Annotated in this window: 17 protein-coding genes; 2 read left to right on the forward strand and 15 right to left on the reverse strand. The window is 69.4% G+C overall.

Annotated elements, in window-relative coordinates:
• Positions 1–12: 12 nt before the first annotated feature.
• From ABZ863_RS07405 to kdpF, 6 genes are all read right to left on the reverse strand, one after another.
• Positions 13–705 (reverse strand): response regulator, encoded by a 693-nt coding sequence (locus ABZ863_RS07405; RefSeq protein ID WP_358532068.1) that lies wholly within the window; start codon positions 703–705, stop codon positions 13–15.
• Complete coding sequence (locus ABZ863_RS07410) at positions 698–3,265, reverse strand: sensor histidine kinase KdpD (protein WP_358532070.1); 2,568 nt, start codon at positions 3,263–3,265, stop codon at positions 698–700. The genes ABZ863_RS07405 and ABZ863_RS07410 overlap by 8 nt, the downstream gene beginning before the upstream one ends.
• An 18-nt stretch (positions 3,266–3,283) precedes the next feature.
• Positions 3,284–3,892: a potassium-transporting ATPase subunit C gene (locus tag ABZ863_RS07415; RefSeq protein WP_358532408.1), complete on the reverse strand. Its 609-nt coding sequence runs from the start codon at positions 3,890–3,892 to the stop codon at positions 3,284–3,286.
• Positions 3,893–3,901: 9 nt separating this feature from the next.
• Positions 3,902–5,989, reverse strand: coding sequence for a potassium-transporting ATPase subunit KdpB (kdpB, locus tag ABZ863_RS07420; RefSeq protein WP_358532072.1), 2,088 nt, complete (start codon positions 5,987–5,989; stop codon positions 3,902–3,904).
• A 160-nt stretch (positions 5,990–6,149) separates the two neighbouring features.
• The gene (gene kdpA / locus ABZ863_RS07425) at positions 6,150–7,814 is read right to left on the reverse strand and encodes a potassium-transporting ATPase subunit KdpA (protein WP_358532074.1); all 1,665 of its coding nucleotides are present in this window, start codon (positions 7,812–7,814) and stop codon (positions 6,150–6,152) included.
• A 1-nt stretch (position 7,815) separates the two neighbouring features.
• Positions 7,816–7,917, reverse strand: a complete 102-nt coding sequence (gene kdpF, locus ABZ863_RS07430; RefSeq protein WP_358532076.1) for a K(+)-transporting ATPase subunit F — start codon at positions 7,915–7,917, stop codon at positions 7,816–7,818.
• 344 nt (positions 7,918–8,261) lie between these two features.
• Here kdpF and ABZ863_RS07435 point away from each other — a divergent pair, with 344 nt between their 5' ends.
• Positions 8,262–9,554 (forward strand): ROK family protein, encoded by a 1,293-nt coding sequence (locus ABZ863_RS07435; protein ID WP_358532077.1) that lies wholly within the window; start codon positions 8,262–8,264, stop codon positions 9,552–9,554.
• Between the two features lie 98 nt (positions 9,555–9,652).
• On the forward strand, positions 9,653–10,168 hold the full coding sequence (locus ABZ863_RS07440) for a general stress protein (RefSeq protein WP_358532079.1): 516 nt from the start codon (positions 9,653–9,655) through the stop codon (positions 10,166–10,168).
• 65 nt (positions 10,169–10,233) lie between these two features.
• Here ABZ863_RS07440 and ABZ863_RS07445 read toward each other — a convergent pair whose 3' ends face one another.
• From ABZ863_RS07445 to rsmD, 9 genes are all read right to left on the reverse strand, one after another.
• A complete protein-coding gene (locus tag ABZ863_RS07445; protein ID WP_358532081.1) occupies positions 10,234–11,238 on the reverse strand; it encodes an alpha/beta fold hydrolase in 1,005 nt (334 codons plus the stop codon).
• A 75-nt stretch (positions 11,239–11,313) separates the two neighbouring features.
• Positions 11,314–12,177: a bifunctional DNA-formamidopyrimidine glycosylase/DNA-(apurinic or apyrimidinic site) lyase gene (mutM, locus tag ABZ863_RS07450; RefSeq protein ID WP_358532083.1), complete on the reverse strand. Its 864-nt coding sequence runs from the start codon at positions 12,175–12,177 to the stop codon at positions 11,314–11,316.
• Between the two features lie 249 nt (positions 12,178–12,426).
• Positions 12,427–13,164, reverse strand: coding sequence for a ribonuclease III (rnc, locus tag ABZ863_RS07455; protein WP_358532084.1), 738 nt, complete (start codon positions 13,162–13,164; stop codon positions 12,427–12,429).
• Between the two features lie 11 nt (positions 13,165–13,175).
• Entirely contained in the window at positions 13,176–13,358 is a 183-nt protein-coding gene (gene rpmF, locus ABZ863_RS07460; RefSeq protein ID WP_110342243.1) for a 50S ribosomal protein L32, read from the reverse strand.
• A 78-nt stretch (positions 13,359–13,436) separates the two neighbouring features.
• The gene (locus tag ABZ863_RS07465; RefSeq protein WP_358532086.1) at positions 13,437–14,039 is read right to left on the reverse strand and encodes a DUF177 domain-containing protein; all 603 of its coding nucleotides are present in this window, start codon (positions 14,037–14,039) and stop codon (positions 13,437–13,439) included.
• A gap of 106 nt (positions 14,040–14,145) precedes the next feature.
• A complete protein-coding gene (locus ABZ863_RS07470; RefSeq protein WP_358532087.1) occupies positions 14,146–14,871 on the reverse strand; it encodes a DivIVA domain-containing protein in 726 nt (241 codons plus the stop codon).
• A 94-nt stretch (positions 14,872–14,965) separates the two neighbouring features.
• Positions 14,966–15,373: a ribonuclease domain-containing protein gene (locus ABZ863_RS07475; RefSeq protein WP_358532089.1), complete on the reverse strand. Its 408-nt coding sequence runs from the start codon at positions 15,371–15,373 to the stop codon at positions 14,966–14,968.
• 49 nt (positions 15,374–15,422) lie between these two features.
• Positions 15,423–15,905, reverse strand: a complete 483-nt coding sequence (gene coaD, locus ABZ863_RS07480; RefSeq protein WP_358532091.1) for a pantetheine-phosphate adenylyltransferase — start codon at positions 15,903–15,905, stop codon at positions 15,423–15,425.
• Positions 15,906–15,933: 28 nt separating this feature from the next.
• The gene (gene rsmD, locus ABZ863_RS07485) at positions 15,934–16,500 is read right to left on the reverse strand and encodes a 16S rRNA (guanine(966)-N(2))-methyltransferase RsmD (RefSeq protein WP_358532093.1); all 567 of its coding nucleotides are present in this window, start codon (positions 16,498–16,500) and stop codon (positions 15,934–15,936) included.
• Positions 16,501–16,542: the final 42 nt, after the last annotated feature.

A 16,542-nucleotide genomic window follows, 5' to 3' on the forward strand; every position in this document is an offset into this window, starting at 1 on the left:
CCCCTGAACGGCTCAGGGCTCGAAGCGGTAGCCCATGCCCGGCTCGGTCAGCAGGTGGCGAGGCCGGGAGGGCTCCGGTTCGAGCTTGCGGCGCAGCTGCGCGACGTAGACCCGCAGGTAGTGGGACTCCGTGTCGTACGACGGGCCCCACACGTCGTGGAGCAGCTGTTTCTGGGTGACGAGCCGGCCGCGGTTGCGCACCAGCAGCTCCATCAGCCGCCACTCGGTCTTCGTCAGGTGCACCTCCGACCCGTCGCGCCGCACCTTCTTCGCCGACAGGTCGATCGTGAAGGAGGCCGCCTCGACGACGGCCTCGGCATCGGCGACCGCCACCGTCGAGCGGCGCACAGCCGCACGCAGCCGTGCGAGCAGCTCATCCATCCCGAACGGTTTGGTCACGTAGTCGTCCGCGCCCGCGTCGAGCGCCGTGACCTTGTCCGCCGAGTCGTCCCGCGCGGACAGCACGATGATCGGCACCTGGGTCCAGCCACGAAGGCCGTTGATCACGTCGATGCCGTCGATGTCCGGCAGCCCCAGATCCAGCACGACGACGTCGGGGCGCGTTTCGGCCACGGCCTTCAGCGCCGCCGTCCCGTCGTGAGCGGTGACCACCTGGTAGCCGCGCGCGGAGAGGTTGATGCGCAGGGCACGCGCGATCTGCGGGTCGTCGTCGACGACGAGCACCTTGCTGGACTCCTCAGGCATGCTCCTCCACTCCGCGATCGGCAGGCAGCGAGATCACCACGGTGAGCCCTCCCCCCGGGGTGTCCTCGGCCCGGATCGTGCCACCCATGGCCTCGGTGAATCCTTTCGCGACATACAACCCGAGCCCGACGCCGGGGGTGGCGTCGCGGTCACCGGCCAGTGCGCGCGGTGCCTTCTCCGGCAACCGCTGGAACGGGATGAAGGCCGAGTCGGCCGCCCCCTTGGGCAGGCCCGGTCCGTGATCGACGACCCGCAGTTCCACGCGATGGGCGTACGCACTCGCCCGTATCGCAACGGGTTCGGTCCCACGGCCGTGCCGTAGTGCGTTCGCGACGACGTTGGCCACCACCCGCTCCAGTAACCCCGGATCGGCCCTTACCCACGGCAGGTCCTCGCTCACCTCGACGACAACGCCGGCCAATCCGTCCAGATTGGACATCGCTCGCGCGACGATCTCGTCGTAGCCAACGGGTTGCAGGTGCGGACTCACCGCGCCGGTCGCCAGCCGCGAGGAGTCGAGGAGGTTGTCCACCAGCGCGGTGAGCCGGTCGGCGGAGACCTCGATCGTCTCCAGCAGCTCGCCCGTGTCCGTTTCGGACAGTTGGAGGTCCGGCGCGCGCAGGCTGCCGATGGACGCCTTGATCGAGGTCAGCGGAGTTCGCAGGTCGTGGCCGACCGCCGAGAGCAGCGCGGTGCGCAACTCGGTGGCGTGCGCTTTGCGCTCTGCCGCCAACGTCTTTGCCGCCATCCGCTGCTGTCGCAGGGCGAGCAGCGCCTGCCCTGCCGCGGCTTCGAGCACGCCGCGGTCGGCGGCGGGCAACGAGCGGCCGCGCAGGGTCAGGTGCACGTCGTCTGTCACAGGGATGTCCACATCGGCCTCATCCGGCTCAGGGCAGCGCTCGCCACCGGCCTGGGCCACTCGCCGCCATTGCCCGTCCTGCTTCTCCAGCAGTCCCACCGATGTCTGGCCGAAGTTCTCCCGCACCTTCTCCAGCAGTCGCTCGAGCGGTTCAGGGTGAGCCAGCACCGTTCGCGCGTACGAGGCGAGCAGGGATGCCTCCGTACGGGCACGTGCCGCGAGTGCCGCGCGCCGCGCGGCCATGTCCACCACGAGGGCGACCAGGCCCGCCACGATGAACATCGCCACGAGGGTCAGCACATCGCGCTGCGACGCCACCGCCAGGGTGTGGAGCGGCGGGGTGAAGAAGAAGTTGAGCAGGCCCGCCGACAGCAGCGCGGCGACGAGCGCGGGACCGAGGCCGCCGACGACTGCCACGATGACGATCGCGAGGAAGTAGAACACCACGTCGCTGGAGAAGTCCACGTGACCTTCCAGCAGGATGCCGGGCAGCGTCGCCAGCATGGGCAGCAGCACCGCCAGCAGCCAGCCGAGCCCATTGCGGACCAGACCCAACGGGCTGGCGATGCCCCGCCAGAGCCGGGCCCGAAGCCGCCCGCCTGCCTCGTCGTGGGTGACCATGTGCACGTCGATCGGCCCGGAGTCCTGCACGACCGTCGCACCGATGCCCTCGTCGAAAAGCCGCGCGAGCCGGGATCGCCGGGACGTCCCGAGCACCAGCTGCGTGGCGTTGACACCCCTCGCGAAATCGAGCAATGCGCTCGGCACGTCGTCGCCGACGACCGTGTGGAACGTGGCGCCGACCTCCTCGGCCATCTTGCGGTAGCGGCCGGTCGCCGTCGGCACGGAACCGGCGAGGCCGTCGCCGCGCAGGATGTGCAGCACCAGCAGGTCCGCGCCCGCCCGCGTGGCGATCCGGCGCGCGCGGTGGATGAGCGTCTCGCTCTCCGGCCCGCCGGTGATCGCTACGACGACACGTTCGCGCGCCTCCCACGTCTCGGTGATGTCCTGCTCGGCGCGATAGTGCTGCAGGGCGAGGTCGACCTGATCGGCCACCCACAGCAGCGCGAGCTCGCGCAGGGCGGTGAGGTTGCCGACCCGGAAGTAGTTGCTCAGCGCTGCGTCGATCCGCTCGGCGGGATACACGTTGCCATGCGCCAGTCTGCGCCGCAGCGCCTCCGGCGTGATGTCGACCAGCTCGATCTGCTCGGCGCGGCGGAGTACCTCGTCCGGCAGCGTCTCCTGCTGGGGGACGCCGGTGATGCGCTCGACGACGTCGCTGAGGCTTTCGAGGTGCTGCACGTTCACCGTGGTCAGGACGGTGATACCGGCATCGAGCAGCTCCTCGACGTCCTGCCAGCGCTTCTCGTTGCGCGAGCCGGGCACGTTGGTGTGGGCGAGTTCGTCGACGACGGCCACCTCGGGCTTGCGGGCGAGCACGCCATCGACGTCCATCTCGGTGAACTCGCGGCCCCGATGGACGAGTGCGCGCCGTGGAACCGTCTCCAGCCCTTCGAGCAGCTGCGCGGTCTTCTCCCTGCCATGGGTTTCCACCACGCCCAGCACCACGTCGGTGCCACGTCCCAGCCGCCGGTGCGCCTCACCGAGCATCGCGTAGGTCTTGCCGACGCCGGGGGCCGCGCCGAGGTAGATGCGCAGCTCCCCCCGGCGTGGCCGCTCCGGCCCACGGTCCACGTCCACGGCTCCAGTGTGCGCCACCTACCGGCTCGCGGCGGCGTGCACCGCGAGGTTGAGCTCCAGCACGTTCACCGAGGGCACACCGATGGCCTGTGTGCTGGTGTGCTCGGTGATGAGGGCGCGCACCACGGCCTCGGACACACCGTTGTTGCGGGCGACGCGGGCCGCCTGCAGTTCGGCGTAGGCGGAGCTGATGCCCGGGTCGACGCCGGAGCCCGATGCGGTCACGGCGTCGGCGGGCACCATCGCGGGGGCGACGCCCTCCCGCTCGGCGATGAGCGCCTTGCGCTGCTGCACCAGCTCTGTCTGCTCGGGGTTGAAGGCCGAGGCGTTGGAACCACCGGAGGTGGCGGGGTCGCCCTGGCCGAGCGGATCCTCGGCACTGGCCGACGGGCGCGTGTGGAACCACGGATCCTGCCGGGGCAGGCCGTCGAACACCGGGTTGATCCCGATCAGCGCGGAACCCACCACGACACCGTCGCGCTCGATCAGCGACCCCTCGGCACGATCGTGGAGGCCGGGTAGCCGCGACACCGCCCACACACCGAGCGGGTACACCACCCCGAGCAGCACGGTGAACACCACGAGCACCCGGATCGCGACGCCGGACTGCCGGAAGAACGTTTTCAGCACCACACCTCACCCGATTCCCGGAATCAGCCTGACGAGTTGATCAATGAGCCAGATCCCGGCGAACGGCGTGACGATGCCGCCCAACCCGTAGACCAGCAGGTTGCGCCGTAGCAGCGCGGAGGCGCTGGACGGCGTGTACCGCACACCCCGCAGCGCCAGCGGGATCAGCGCCACGATGATCAGCGCATTGAAGATCACCGCCGAGAGGATCGCCGACTCCGGCGTCGCCAGCCGCATGATGTTGAGCGCATCGAGCTGCGGATAGATCGCCAGGAACATCGCGGGCAGGATCGCGAAGTACTTGGCGAGGTCGTTGGCGATACTGAAGGTCGTCAGCGCACCCCGGGTGATCAGCAGCTGCTTGCCGATCTCGACGATCGCGATGAGTTTGGTCGGGTCGGAGTCGAGATCGACCATGTTGCCGGCTTCCTTGGCCGCCGAGGTGCCGGTGTTCATGGCCACACCGACGTCGGAGGCGGCGAGCGCCGGGGCGTCGTTGGTGCCGTCGCCGGTCATCGCGACGAGCCTGCCGCCCTCCTGCTCCTTGTGGATCAGCGCGAGCTTGTCCTCCGGCTTCGCCTCGGCGAGGTAGTCGTCGACCCCGGCCTCGGCCGCGATGGCCTTGGCTGTCAGCGGGTTGTCCCCGGTGATCATGACGGTCTTGATGCCCATCGCACGCAGGCGCCGGAACCGCTCTCGCATGCCGGGCTTGACGACATCGGACAGCTGGATGACACCGCGCACCACGGCGTCGCCGCCGATGAGCTCGGCCACGACGAGTGGCGTGCCGCCCTGCTCGCCGATCTCCCTGCTGATCCGGACGGTCTCCCCCGGCAGCACGCCGCGGTGCTCGGCCACCCAGCCCCGCACCGCCTCGACGGCGCCCTTGCGGATCTGGCGGCCGTCGAGGTCGAGGCCGCTCATCCGGGTCTGCGCGCTGAAGGGCACGAAGTGCCCGGACCGCTCGTCGCCGGCTGTTCCGGGGAAGTCCCGCCCGACCAGTTCGACGATGCTGCGGCCCTCCGGCGTGCCGTCCGCGAGGCTCGCGAGCCGGGCGGCCTCGGCCAGTTCCTCGACGGTGGAGGAGCCGACCGGGTGCAGGGCGGTCGCCCTTCGGTTGCCGAAGGTGATGGTGCCGGTCTTGTCCAGCAGCAGCGTCGACACGTCACCGGCGGCCTCCACCGCCCGGCCCGACGTCGCGAGCACGTTGCGCTGCACGAGCCGGTCCATGCCGGCGATGCCGATCGCGGAGAGCAGCGCGCCGATCGTGGTCGGGATCAGGCACACGAGCAACGCGGTCAGCACGATCACCGACAGCGTGCTCCCTGAGTAGGACGCCATCGGCTGCAGGGCCAGCACGGCCAGCAGGAAGATGATCGTCAACGTCGAGAGCAGGATCGTCAGCGCGATCTCGTTCGGCGTCTTCTGCCGCGAGGCACCTTCGACGAGTGCGATCATCCGGTCGACGAACGACTCCCCCGGCTTGCTCGTGATGCGCACGACGATCCGGTCGGACAGCACCGTGGTGCCGCCGGTGACGGCGCTGCGGTCGCCGCCGGACTCACGGATCACCGGCGCCGACTCGCCGGTGATGGCCGACTCGTCGACCGTGGCGATGCCCTCGATCACGTCACCGTCGCCGGGGATCGTCTGCCCTGCCTCGACCACGACCCGATCGCCGACCCGCAGTTGCGCGCCTGGCACCTCCTCCTCGCGGCCGTCGTCGCACAGGCGGCGCGCGACGGTCTCCTTCCTGGTCCGCCGCAGCGAGTCCGCCTGCGCCTTGCCCCGCCCCTCTGCGACGGCCTCGGCGAGGTTGGCGAACAGGACCGTGAACCACAGCCAGGCCGCGATCAGGATCGTGAAGACACTCGGGTCGGCGATCGCGAACACGGTCACCAGTACGGAGCCTGCCCACACGACGAACATCACGGGGTTCTTCAGCTGGTGCCGCGGGCTGAGCTTGCGCAGCGCGTCCGGCAGTGAGGTGAGCAGCTGGCGGGGGTTGAACACCCCCGCGCCGACTCTGCCTGCGTTCTCGACGTGGTGCGGCGTCGGGCCCTCGGGGGCGCGACTTCGTGTCTCTACGGTCATGCTTCCTCCGCGGGTTTGCGCGCCACCGCGATCGGGGCGGCAGGGCGCTCCTTGAGAGTTCGGGTGACGCAGTTCGGATGGACGCCCTGCCGCCCCGATCGCGGCCAGAGAAAGCGCGCTCTGCGGTCACCTTGATTGCCGCGAACTAGCACCGAGACTGTCAAGAGAGTGCCTCCGCGATCGGCCCCAGCGCGAGCGCGGGGATGAAGGTCAGTGCCGAGACGAGTACGACCGTGCCGGCGAGCATCGTGCCGAACAGCGGGCTCGTGGTCGGCAGGGAGCCAGCTGTGTCGGGCACCTTCTTCTGCGCCGCCAGCGAACCGGCCAGCCGCAGTACCGCCAGGATGGGGATGAACCTGGCCAGCAGCATGACGATGCCGAGTGAGCCCTGGAACCAGTCGCTGGTAACGGTGAGCCCGGCGAACGCGCTGCCGTTGTTGTTGCCTGCCGAGGCGTAGGCGTAGAGCACTTCGGACAGTCCGTGCGGGCCGGAGTTGGCCAGCGCCGCGGACACCTCACCGGGCAGGAGCAGCGTCACGCCCGTGCCGAGCAGCACCACGGCCGGCATGGCCAGCATCGCGACGGCCGCGCAGGTGACCTCCCTGCGGCCGAGCTTCTTGCCGAGGTAGTCCGGCGTCCTGCCGACCATCAGCCCGGCGAGGAACATCGCGATGATCGCCAGCACGAGAATCCCGTAGAGTCCGCCACCGACACCGCCAGGAGTCACCTCGCTGAACAGCATGTGCAGCAGGGTCGCCCCGCCGCCGAGGCCGCTGAAGCTGTCGTGCATGGAGTTGACGGCACCGGTGGACGTGCCCGTGGTGCTGGTGGCCCACAGCGCCGAAAGGGCGAGCCCGAAGCGCTGCTCCTTGCCTTCCATCCCGGCACCGGCGAGAAGGGCGGCCGGCCCGTTCGGATGCGTCTCGGCCCACCAGGTCACCGCGAGCATCGCGCTCCACAGCACACCCATGACCGAGAGCAGGACGTAGCCCTGTCGCCGGTTGCCGACGAGCGTGCCGAACGTGCGCGTCAACGACACCGGGATCACCAGCATCAGGAAGGTCTCCAGCAGGTTGCTCCACACGTTCGGGTTCTCGAACGGATGCGCGGAGTTGGCGTTGAAGATCCCGCCGCCGTTGGTGCCGAGCTGCTTGATCGCTTCCTGGCTCGCCGCGGGCGCCAGCGCGATCGTGCTCTGCGTGCCGTCGGGGTTCGTGACGTCCACACCGGAACGCAGGCTCTGCACGACGCCGAGCCCGATGAGCACGATCGCCGCGACGAACGAGATCGGCAGGAGGACACGGATGGTGCCGCGGGTCAGGTCGACCCAGAAGTTGCCGATCCGGCCCGCCTCGCGACGGACGAGGCCGCGGATGAGCGCCACCGCCACGCTGAGACCGACAGCCGCGGAGAGGAAGTTCTGCACCGTGAGGCCGGCCAGCTGGACCGTGTGGCCCATGACGACCTCGCCGGAATACGACTGCCAGTTCGTGTTCGTCACGAAGCTGATCGCGGTGTTGAAAGCCATCCCGGGTTCGACGGCGCCGCGGCCGAAGTCCAGCGGAAGCAGCGCCTGCAGCCGCTGCAGCAGGTACAGCAGCACGATGGAGACGAACGAGAAGCCGAGCAGCGAGATCGCGTAGGTACTCCAGCGCTGCTCGGAACCCGGGTCTACCCGGAACAGCCGGTACAGCGCGCGCTCGACCCGCCAGTGTCGCGTCGAGGAGAACACCCGGGCCAGGTAGTCTCCGAGCGGCCGGTGGACCGCCGCCAGCAGCACAATGAGAAGGCCGACCTGGATCAGGCCGGCCGAGAAGTCCGTCATGTCAGAACTTCTCCGGTTTCAGCAGCGCGACGAACAGGTACCCCAGCAGGCCGAGGCCCAGCACACCGGCAATGATGTTCGCGAGCGTTCCGGCGCCGGTCACAACTTCTCCAGACCACGTACCGTGAGCGCCAGGCCGACGAAGCCGCCGACCAGTAACAGAACGAATAGGAAGTCAGCCACCCTGAGTCCTCGTCACAGTGGGGTCACCTCTTCGCGGGTACCCCGTCCGGACGAGAGCCTCACCGATAGCGAACCCGGCGCGCCGGGCCGCTGATGGCTCTTTGATGCGTGCTGACCTGCTGTTAACGAGATCTTGACGATGGCGAAGCCCACGTCACACTGGAACCTCTTAAGCTTCCGATATTCCACCTATTGCATGTAGCAAACGGAAGTTTCGCGCTCTCCGATATATGATGGGGGCCACCGCACATAAGGGGGGTCCTCGTGGACGAGCCGAGCACCGAGCTACTGGAGAGCTACACACGTCTCCTGGAGCTGGTGCGCAGTGGACAGGCGGACACCAGGCCGGCGCTGAGCGAGCGGACCGGCCTCGGCAGGACCGCCATCACCCAGCGCACCACGACGCTGCTCGATGCGGGCCTGCTGGAGGAGGGCGATCTCAACCCCTCCACGGGCGGCCGCCAGGCCAGGACGCTTCGCTTCCGCAAGGACGCAGGGCGGATTCTGACCGCCGAGCTGGGCGCCACCGGCTTCATCGCCGGCGTCACCGACCTGATGGGCACCGTCCTGACGATGCGCCACCGCGACTGCGACATCGCACAGGGACCGGAGCCGGTGCTCGCCGAGGTGGAGGCAACCCTCGACGAGCTGCTCACCGAGATCGGCGCCACGACCAACGACGTCTGGGGCGTCGGACTCGGCCTGCCTGGCCCGGTCGAGTTCGCCACGGCGCGCCCGTCCGAACCGCCGATCATGCCGGGCTGGAACAACTACCCGGTGCGTGACCGGCTCTCGCAGCGCTACCACGCCCCCGTGTGGGTGGACAACGAGGTGAACCTGCTCTGCCTCGGCGAACTCCGCACCCCAGGTCTGCCGATCGCGGGCGGTGACCTGCTCTACATCAAGATCGGCACCGGTATCGGCGCCGGGATCAGCAACGCCGGCCGGCTCCACCGTGGTGCACAGGGCTGCGCGGGCGACATCGGTCACGCCGCCGTCTCCGACGACAGCAGTGTGGTGTGCCGCTGCGGCAAGACCGGATGTCTCGAAGCGCTCGCCGGCGGTGCGGCGCTGGCCAGGGACGGTGCGGCGCTGGCGCAGTCCGGGACGAGCCCCGCGCTGGCGGCCGTACTCACGGCCAACGGGACCGTCACCGGTGAGGACGTCACCGCCGCAGCCCGTGCGGGCGACCATCACGCCGTGCAACTGCTCGTGCAGGCGGGCAGGCGGATCGGCGCGATGCTCGCGACGATGGTGAACTTCTACAACCCCTCGATCATCCTGCTCGGCGGCAAGGTCGCCGGAGCGGGCGATCTGTTCCTCGCGACCATCCGGGAGACCATCTACCGGCGCTCCCTTCCACTGTCCACACGGGAGCTACGCATCGAAAGGGCGCGGCTCGGCGAGGAAGGCGGGCTCGTCGGCGCAGCCTACATGGTGCTCGACGAGCTGTTCTCGATCCGCTACTTCGGACAGTGGCTGTCGGTCGGCTCACCCAGCGGTGTGTCCCTGCTGGAGCCGGTCAACGGGCACGTGAGCACAGCGGTCGCACGCTGAGAACCTGCTGTGAATTGCGCACATCGGGCACTAACCGCGGGGTACCTGACGTTGGACGTGCTGTAAGGGAAACATCATTCGCCCACGAGGTGAGCAACATGACCACAGCGTTCTCGCAGCCCGCGTTCCGTACAGCCCAGCCCAGCCCACAGCTGCCGACTCTGCCCACCGGCTGGCCGATCGGCTCCTACGGCACGTACGAGGAGGCGCAGCGCGCGGTCGATCACCTCGCCGACAAGGACTTCCCCGTGCAGGACGTCACGATCGTCGGTGTGGAGCCGATGCTCGTCGAGCGGGTCGCCGCCCGGCTGACGTGGGGCAAGGTTCTCGGCAGCGGCGCGATGTCGGGCGCATGGTTCGGACTTTTCGTCGGCCTGCTACTGAGCTTCTTCACACCGGGCGCGGGACTGCTGCCGATCGGGATCGGGCTGTTGTCCGGTGTGGCCTTCGGCCTGATCTTTGCCGCAACGAGCTACGCCGCCACACGTGGACGGCGCGACTTCGTCTCGCACAGCCAGCTCGTGGCCCGGCGCTACGACGTGCTCTGCCAGCCGCGTAACGCCGAGGGCGGGCGTGACCTGCTCGCCAAGCTCGCCATGGGCACCGGCCTCTGAGAGCGCGTCTGAGAAGTGTCCTCCGTGCGCAGCCGGTACGCGATAGTCCTCATACGCGCTCTAAGCTAGGTGCCACTGGGCACGCTGGTTCTGGCGGCGGCAGCCGGCACCGGTCCGAGCCGCCGCCGGTGGCCGAGCCGCAGCAGGTCCCGCCAGCGCCGCGGGTCGTACCTGGCCGGCGCGGTCTCGGTGAGGAACTCGCGCAGGATCTCCAGAAACCGCTGCGGTGCCGTGTGGTGCGGAAAGTGCCCTGCCTCCTGAAAGATCTCCAGGCGGCTACCCGGCATCGCCTGCCTGGCCAGCTCCGCATGTGGGGTGGGAACGACGTTGTCGTGCCCACCCCACACGAGCATCGTGGGCATCTCCTCGTTCAGGTAGCACCGGTCGAGCATGTTGACGACCTGGCCGCGCCAGTCGACCACCGACCGCAGGGTGCGCAGGAACGCCTGCCGCGTCCTGCTGTCGGTGAGCCGGGCATAGCGGTCGAACACATAGTCGAAGTCGTCGCCGAGTCCGAGCCCGCCGGTGGCACGCACCAGCTGCCGCGCGGCCCGCAGCGCAGCCTGCACGGGCGCGGTACCGGCCACCGGGACCACCAGGTCCGCACCCGGTGCCGCCGCCAGCCGCAGCAGCGGGTGGATCTGCCGGGCGACACCGCCCGAGGAGACGAGCACCAGCCGCTCGCACAGCTCAGGGAACTGGTAGGCGAACTGCATGGCCACGCCGCCGCCGAGCGAGTGGCCGACCACGCTGACCCGCTCGATGTCCAGTGTGGCCAGCAGATCGCGCATGCCACAGGCGTAGGCGGCCACCGAGTAGTCGGCCCGCGGCTTGTCCGAACCACCGTGGCCGAGCAGGTCCGGGGCGATGACGGTGAAGTCGGCGGTGAGGGCGTCCAGCACGTCCAGCCACGTCACGGAGTCGTCGCCGATGCCGTGGATGAACAGCACCGCGGGCCCCCGCCCGGCCATCCGGTAGGCACGGCGGTACCCGTGGATCACCCGGTACCGCAGCTCGAGTGTCTCCACGTCGGTGCCGGCCACGCCCGCAGGTCTCTGTTCCGTGCGCACGCGTCCAATGCAGCACGGCCACGTTACGACCCAGGTTTCCGGCATGTTGCGTCTGGCACCGCCGGCGCGGCCCGCTCAGGGCGCCTGGCGGGGTTTCGGCTGGCAGCGCGGGCAGGAGAACGACGAGCGGTTCATGAACGGGTCACGCCGGATCTCGGTGCCGCAGCGCCCGCAGGGCATGCCCTCCTGCCCGTAGGCGTTGAGCGAGCGGTCGAAGTAACCGGACTGCCCGTTGACGTTGACATAGAGCGCGTCGAAGGACGTGCCACCCGCGACCAGCGCCTCGGACATGACCTCCGCGGCGGCGGCGAGCACCGCGCCGGCCTGCTTGGCGGTGAGCCGGTCCGTCGGGCGGGCCCAGTGCAGCTTCGAGCGCCACAACGCCTCGTCGGCGTAGATGTTGCCCACGCCGGATACGAGCGTCTGGTCCAGCAGCGCGCGCTTGATCTCGGTGCGCCGCGACCGCAGAGCCCGCACGGCCGTGGCCGGATCGAACAGCGGATCCATGGGATCGCGGGCGATGTGGGCGATGGTGCTCGGCACGATCGTCCCGCCGGCATCGACGAGGTCGGCCAGCGCCAGCCCGCCGAACGTGCGTTGGTCCACGAAGCGCAGCTCGGGCCCGCCGTCGGCGAAACGGAAGCGCACCCGCAGGTGCTTCTCGTCGGGCATGCCCTCCGGCTGAACGAGCAGCTGACCGCTCATGCCGAGGTGAGCCAGCAGCGCCTCGTCGTCGGCGAGGTCGAGCCAGAGGTACTTGCCACGCCGCCGGGCGGCGTCGATCCGCACACCGCCGAGCCGGCCGGTGAAGTCCGCGGCGCCGGCGACGTGCCGCCGGACGGCCCGCGGGTGGAGGACCTCGACTGAGGTGATGACCCGCCCGGCCACATGCCGTTCGAGACCGGCGCGGACGACTTCGACCTCGGGAAGCTCAGGCACAGGACCAGCCTAGAAGCGGCGGAGCCGCTTGCTGTGGGCCGTCAGCCTGCACCGGCGCGGGTTCTGAGGCGTCTTCTCGCGAGGACAGCGACGACGTGGTGAATTGGACATTCATGAGGAGGCGATCCCGGAGCCGAGGGCACTGCGGCGCGAAGCGTCCCGACCAGGGGTGGCGGTCGGGCCGGCGGGCGGGAGTCTCAGGTTCCGCCACCCGCACCGCCACGCAGACCACTGTCAAATCCTCTAGCGTCAGTCCTGCTGGTCGGGCTTGAGCTCGGCGGAGAGGGCCAGCCATGCGGACTCGGCGGCCTTCTGTTCGGCTTCCTTCTTCGTCGTACCCGCGCCGTGGCCGAGATCGCGGCCACCGACGAGCACCATTGCGGTGAACTCCTTGCGGTGGTCCGGACCTGTGTCCTCGACCTTGTACTCCGGCACCCCGAGCCCAGCAGAGGCGGTCAGCTCCTGCAGGCTGGTCTTCCAGTCCAGCCCGGCCCCGCGCAGCGGCGCCTGGGCGAGCAGGTCACCGAACAGCCGGTGCACGAGGTCCCGTGCCGTCTCGATGCCGTGCGCGAGGTAGGTCGCGCCGATCACGGCTTCGAGCCCGTCGGCGAGAATGCTGGCCTTGTCGCGGCCGCCGGTCAGCTCCTCCCCCTTGCCGAGGAGCAGGTGCGCGCCGAGGCCGCCCTCGCCGAGATCGCGGGCGACACCCGCCAGCGCGTGCATGTTCACCACGCTGGCGCGCAGCTTCGCAAGCTGGCCTTCCGGCAGGTCAGGATGCCGCCGGTACAGATGATCGGTGACCACGAGGCCCAGCACGGCGTCCCCGAGAAACTCCAACCGCTCGTTGGGCGGCAACCCACCGTTCTCATACGCGTATGAACGGTGGGTCAACGCGAGTGTCAGCAGCTCGGCATCGAACTCGACGCCGAGCGCCGCGAGTAGCGGTGCGGGATCTGCTGCCGGGCCGGTTGGCGACTTACCCCCCATAACGGACAGCCTCAGGCGGGCTCGACAACCTGACGGCCGCTGTACTGGCCGCACGCCGGGCAGGCGACGTGCTGGGGCTTGAGCTGCCGGCACGCGCGGTTGGGGCAGGCCACCAGCTCCACCGGAGCCGCCTTCCACTGAGCGCGGCGCGAGCGGGTGTTGGAACGCGACATCTTCCGCTTCGGGACGGCCACGACTGGTTCTCCTCATCAAGGTCTGCTCGCGGGCGCGAGCGTGCTTGCCGAATGGGTCGAGCTGGTGCTCGTCGGGCTCTACCGGTCCGAGTCGTTCGCCGGAGTGTCACCCGAAGTGTCCTCCAAGCGCTCGACCAGCGCGGCCCACCGAGGGTCTATCGTCTCATGCCCGTGTCCGGGCTCGAGATCGGCCCACTTCACGCCGCATTCCTGGCACAGCCCGGCGCAGTCGTCGCTGCACAGCGGCACCAGCGGCAGCGCCAGCACGACGGCGTCGCGCACCACCGGTTCCAGGTCGATCCGGTCGTCGACGACGCGACTGACCTCGTCTTCCTCGGTGGTCTCGTCCGTCGCGGAGTCGGGGTAGGCGAACAGCTCGGTCAGCTGGACCTCGACGTCGTCGGCCATCGGGTCGAGGCAACGCGAGCACTGGCCTGCCGTCGGCGCGGACGCGGTGCCGGTGACCAGCACGCCCTCCACGACCGACTCCAGCAGCAGGTCGAGGGAGACGTTCGCCCCCTCGGGCACGGTGATCACATCGGGCACGCCGAGCGGGGTGTCGACGCGCACGTCGAGCACCACCTGCCGGCTGGAGCCGGGCCTGCGGCCCAGCTCGCGAATATCGATCAGCCACGGATCGCGCACGTTGGCACGGTCCTGGCCGAGGCTCTCTTCAGGCATCGGATTCTTCGAAGATCGGGATGGAATGGGGGCAGGCGCGCCGACACGGGCGTGTGCCTGTGCCGACAAGGGTACGCGAGGCGTTCGGGAAGGAGTTCCCGCGTCGCTAATGTGCCTGGTAGTCGTACACCGCGCCGCGGCCACCGCCCAGCTGCGAGGGCCCGCGCAGGTGGTTACGCCCGGAGTCCACTGTCCGCAAGGTCGTGGACAACAGCTCGGAGAACTCGGCGAGCTTGCCGTCCACGTAGGCGTCACAGTCACCGCGCTGCCGGTCCGCCTCGGCGTGTGCCTCGTCGACGATCCGCCCCGCCTCGCCGTGCGCGGCTTGCACGACCTCGGTCTGGGCGACCAACCGTGCCTGCTCGTGCCTGCCCTCCTCGACCGCGCGGTCGTAGGCATCGCGGCCTGCCTGGATCATCCGCTCCGACTCCCCGCGTGCGCGCTCGGTGAGATCGCGGTACTCGGCCTGACCCGCGGCGACGGCACGGTCGGCCTCGGCGTTCGCGTCGGCGAGGAACTGTTCGGCACGCGCACGTGCCTCAGCGAGCAGCCGGTCGGCCTCGGCGTTCGCCTCGGCGAGCGTGCGCTCCGCTTCGGCGTTGGCCGAGCTGATCGTGTTCTGCGCCTCGGTGTGCGCGTTGTGGAGGAGCTCATCACGCTTGTCGAGCACGTCCTGGGCGTCGTCGACCTCGGCAGGTAACGCGTCACGGATGTCGTCCAGCAGTTCCAGCGCGTCGCCGCGCGGGACCACACAGCTGGAGGTCATCGGGACGCCCCGCGCCTCCTCCACGATCGTGACCAGCTCGTCGAGAGCCTCGAACACCCGGTACACGGCAAACTCCCTCGCACCATCGATCCCCACGTGCAGGACTCCAGTCTGCCCGTTCGGCGCGGAGATTGGCGTGAACAACCCGGGTACGGGCGTGTCAGGTCACATCGATCAGTACGAAGCTCGCGTAGTGGTCGGCCGTGTAGAAGTACTCCCCGCCGTCACCGGTCACGATGCGCCGTGCACCGCGGGTCGGGCTTCCCGGCGTTTCGACGGTGTACTCGGCGTAGTAGCCCAGGTCGCAGTCGGGCAGCAGGCGCTCGCGGTTCTGGAACGTCGTGCCGTCCTGCCGGTACGGATACGGCCCGCCGACCTGGATCAGGTCGTAGGTGTCGGTGGCCTCGGCCGGCAGGTCGGCCAGCGGCACCACCCGGAAGTCGGAGGTGTCCCCGCACTCGGTTTGCACGCTCGGCAGGGAGACGGCCAGCGCAGGCGTGGCACCACCGAGGAAGGCGGCGACCAGAGCCAGCGTGGCGGTGATGACGCGCACTCGGTAGTTGGTCATTTTCGCACCGTAACCGGACTACGTGAGCAGCGCGTGACGCTCAGTTGAACTACCCGCGCTCGGCGAGCTTGGCGACGAGACGCTCGTGTACGACCTTCGGCACCATCTGGGAGACGTCCCCACCGTAGGTCGCGACCTCCTTGACCAGCGAGCTGGACAGGAAGCTGTAGGCCGGGTTGTTCGACATCAACAGGGTCTCCACCCCGGAGAGCTCCCGGTTCATCTGCGCCATCTGCAACTCGTAGTCGAAGTCGCTGACCGAACGCAACCCCTTCGCGATGGCTTTGATGTCGTGCTGCCTGCAGTAGTCGACGAGCAGCCCGTGCCAGGCGTCGACGCGCACGTTGGGCAGCTTCTCGGTGACCTCGCGCAGCATGGCCAGCCGCTCGTCGATCGTGAACAGACCCTGTTTCTTCTTGTTGATCAGCACGGCAACGACGACCTCGTCGAAGAGCTGCGCAGCCCGCTCGATGATGTCGAGGTGCCCGTTGGTTGCTGGGTCATAGGAACCGGGACATACCGCTCGCCGCATGGCGCGGACGCTACCAAGCGAAGACCGCCTACGCGCGCGGTGTGACGAGATACTCGGCCCAGAACAGCGCCGTGTCGCCGTAGCGTTTGGTACGCAGGGCATGCAGTGCCTGCGGCCACTGGGGTTCGCCGTCGCGCAGCGCCCGCTCGACGATCACCAGCGCACCCTCGGTGAGCCAGCCGCGGTCCGCGAGATCTGTCAGTACGGCACTGAGCCGGTCGCCACTGAGCGCGTACGGCGGATCGGCGAGCACGATGTCGAACGGCGCGGCAGCCGGTTCGGCGACCACCACCTCGACCTTGGCGTGCCGGACCGTGCCGCCCAGCCCGAGCAGCGTGACGTTCCCGCGCAGCACGTCAACGGCACGGCGATCGGCCTCCACGAACAGCACATCGGCGGCACCGCGGGACAACGCCTCGAGGCCCAGTGCGCCGGACCCCGCGTAGAGGTCGAGCACTCTGGCACCGTCGAGCTCACCGGCGACCTCGAGCGCGTTGAACAGCGCCTCGCGCACCCGCTCCGACGTCGGGCGGGTACCGCGCGGCGGAACGCGCAGCTTCCGCCCGCCCGCCCGCCCGGCCACGATTCTGGTCACCCCAGCATCCTGCCCGAGACTGTGAGACTGGGCGGGACCTGG

Origin of the sequence: Saccharomonospora sp. NPDC046836, from assembly GCF_040645195.1 — a bacterium.
GTDB lineage: Bacteria > Actinomycetota > Actinomycetes > Mycobacteriales > Pseudonocardiaceae > Prauserella_A.

Excerpts from the sequence above, each read along its gene's own strand:
- kdpA (WP_358532074.1), bottom strand. The coding sequence starts at position 7,814 with ATGACGGACTTCTCGGCCGGCCTGATCCAGGTCGGCCTTCTCATTGTG.
- ABZ863_RS07440 (WP_358532079.1), top strand. The coding sequence starts at position 9,653 with ATGACCACAGCGTTCTCGCAGCCCGCGTTCCGTACAGCCCAGCCCAGC.
- ABZ863_RS07405 (WP_358532068.1), bottom strand. The coding sequence starts at position 705 with ATGCCTGAGGAGTCCAGCAAGGTGCTCGTCGTCGACGACGACCCGCAG.
- ABZ863_RS07475 (WP_358532089.1), bottom strand. The coding sequence starts at position 15,373 with ATGACCAACTACCGAGTGCGCGTCATCACCGCCACGCTGGCTCTGGTC.
- ABZ863_RS07465 (WP_358532086.1), bottom strand. The coding sequence starts at position 14,039 with ATGCCTGAAGAGAGCCTCGGCCAGGACCGTGCCAACGTGCGCGATCCG.
- rnc (WP_358532084.1), bottom strand. The coding sequence starts at position 13,164 with ATGGGGGGTAAGTCGCCAACCGGCCCGGCAGCAGATCCCGCACCGCTA.
- kdpB (WP_358532072.1), bottom strand. The coding sequence starts at position 5,989 with ATGACCGTAGAGACACGAAGTCGCGCCCCCGAGGGCCCGACGCCGCAC.
- coaD (WP_358532091.1), bottom strand. The coding sequence starts at position 15,905 with ATGCGGCGAGCGGTATGTCCCGGTTCCTATGACCCAGCAACCAACGGG.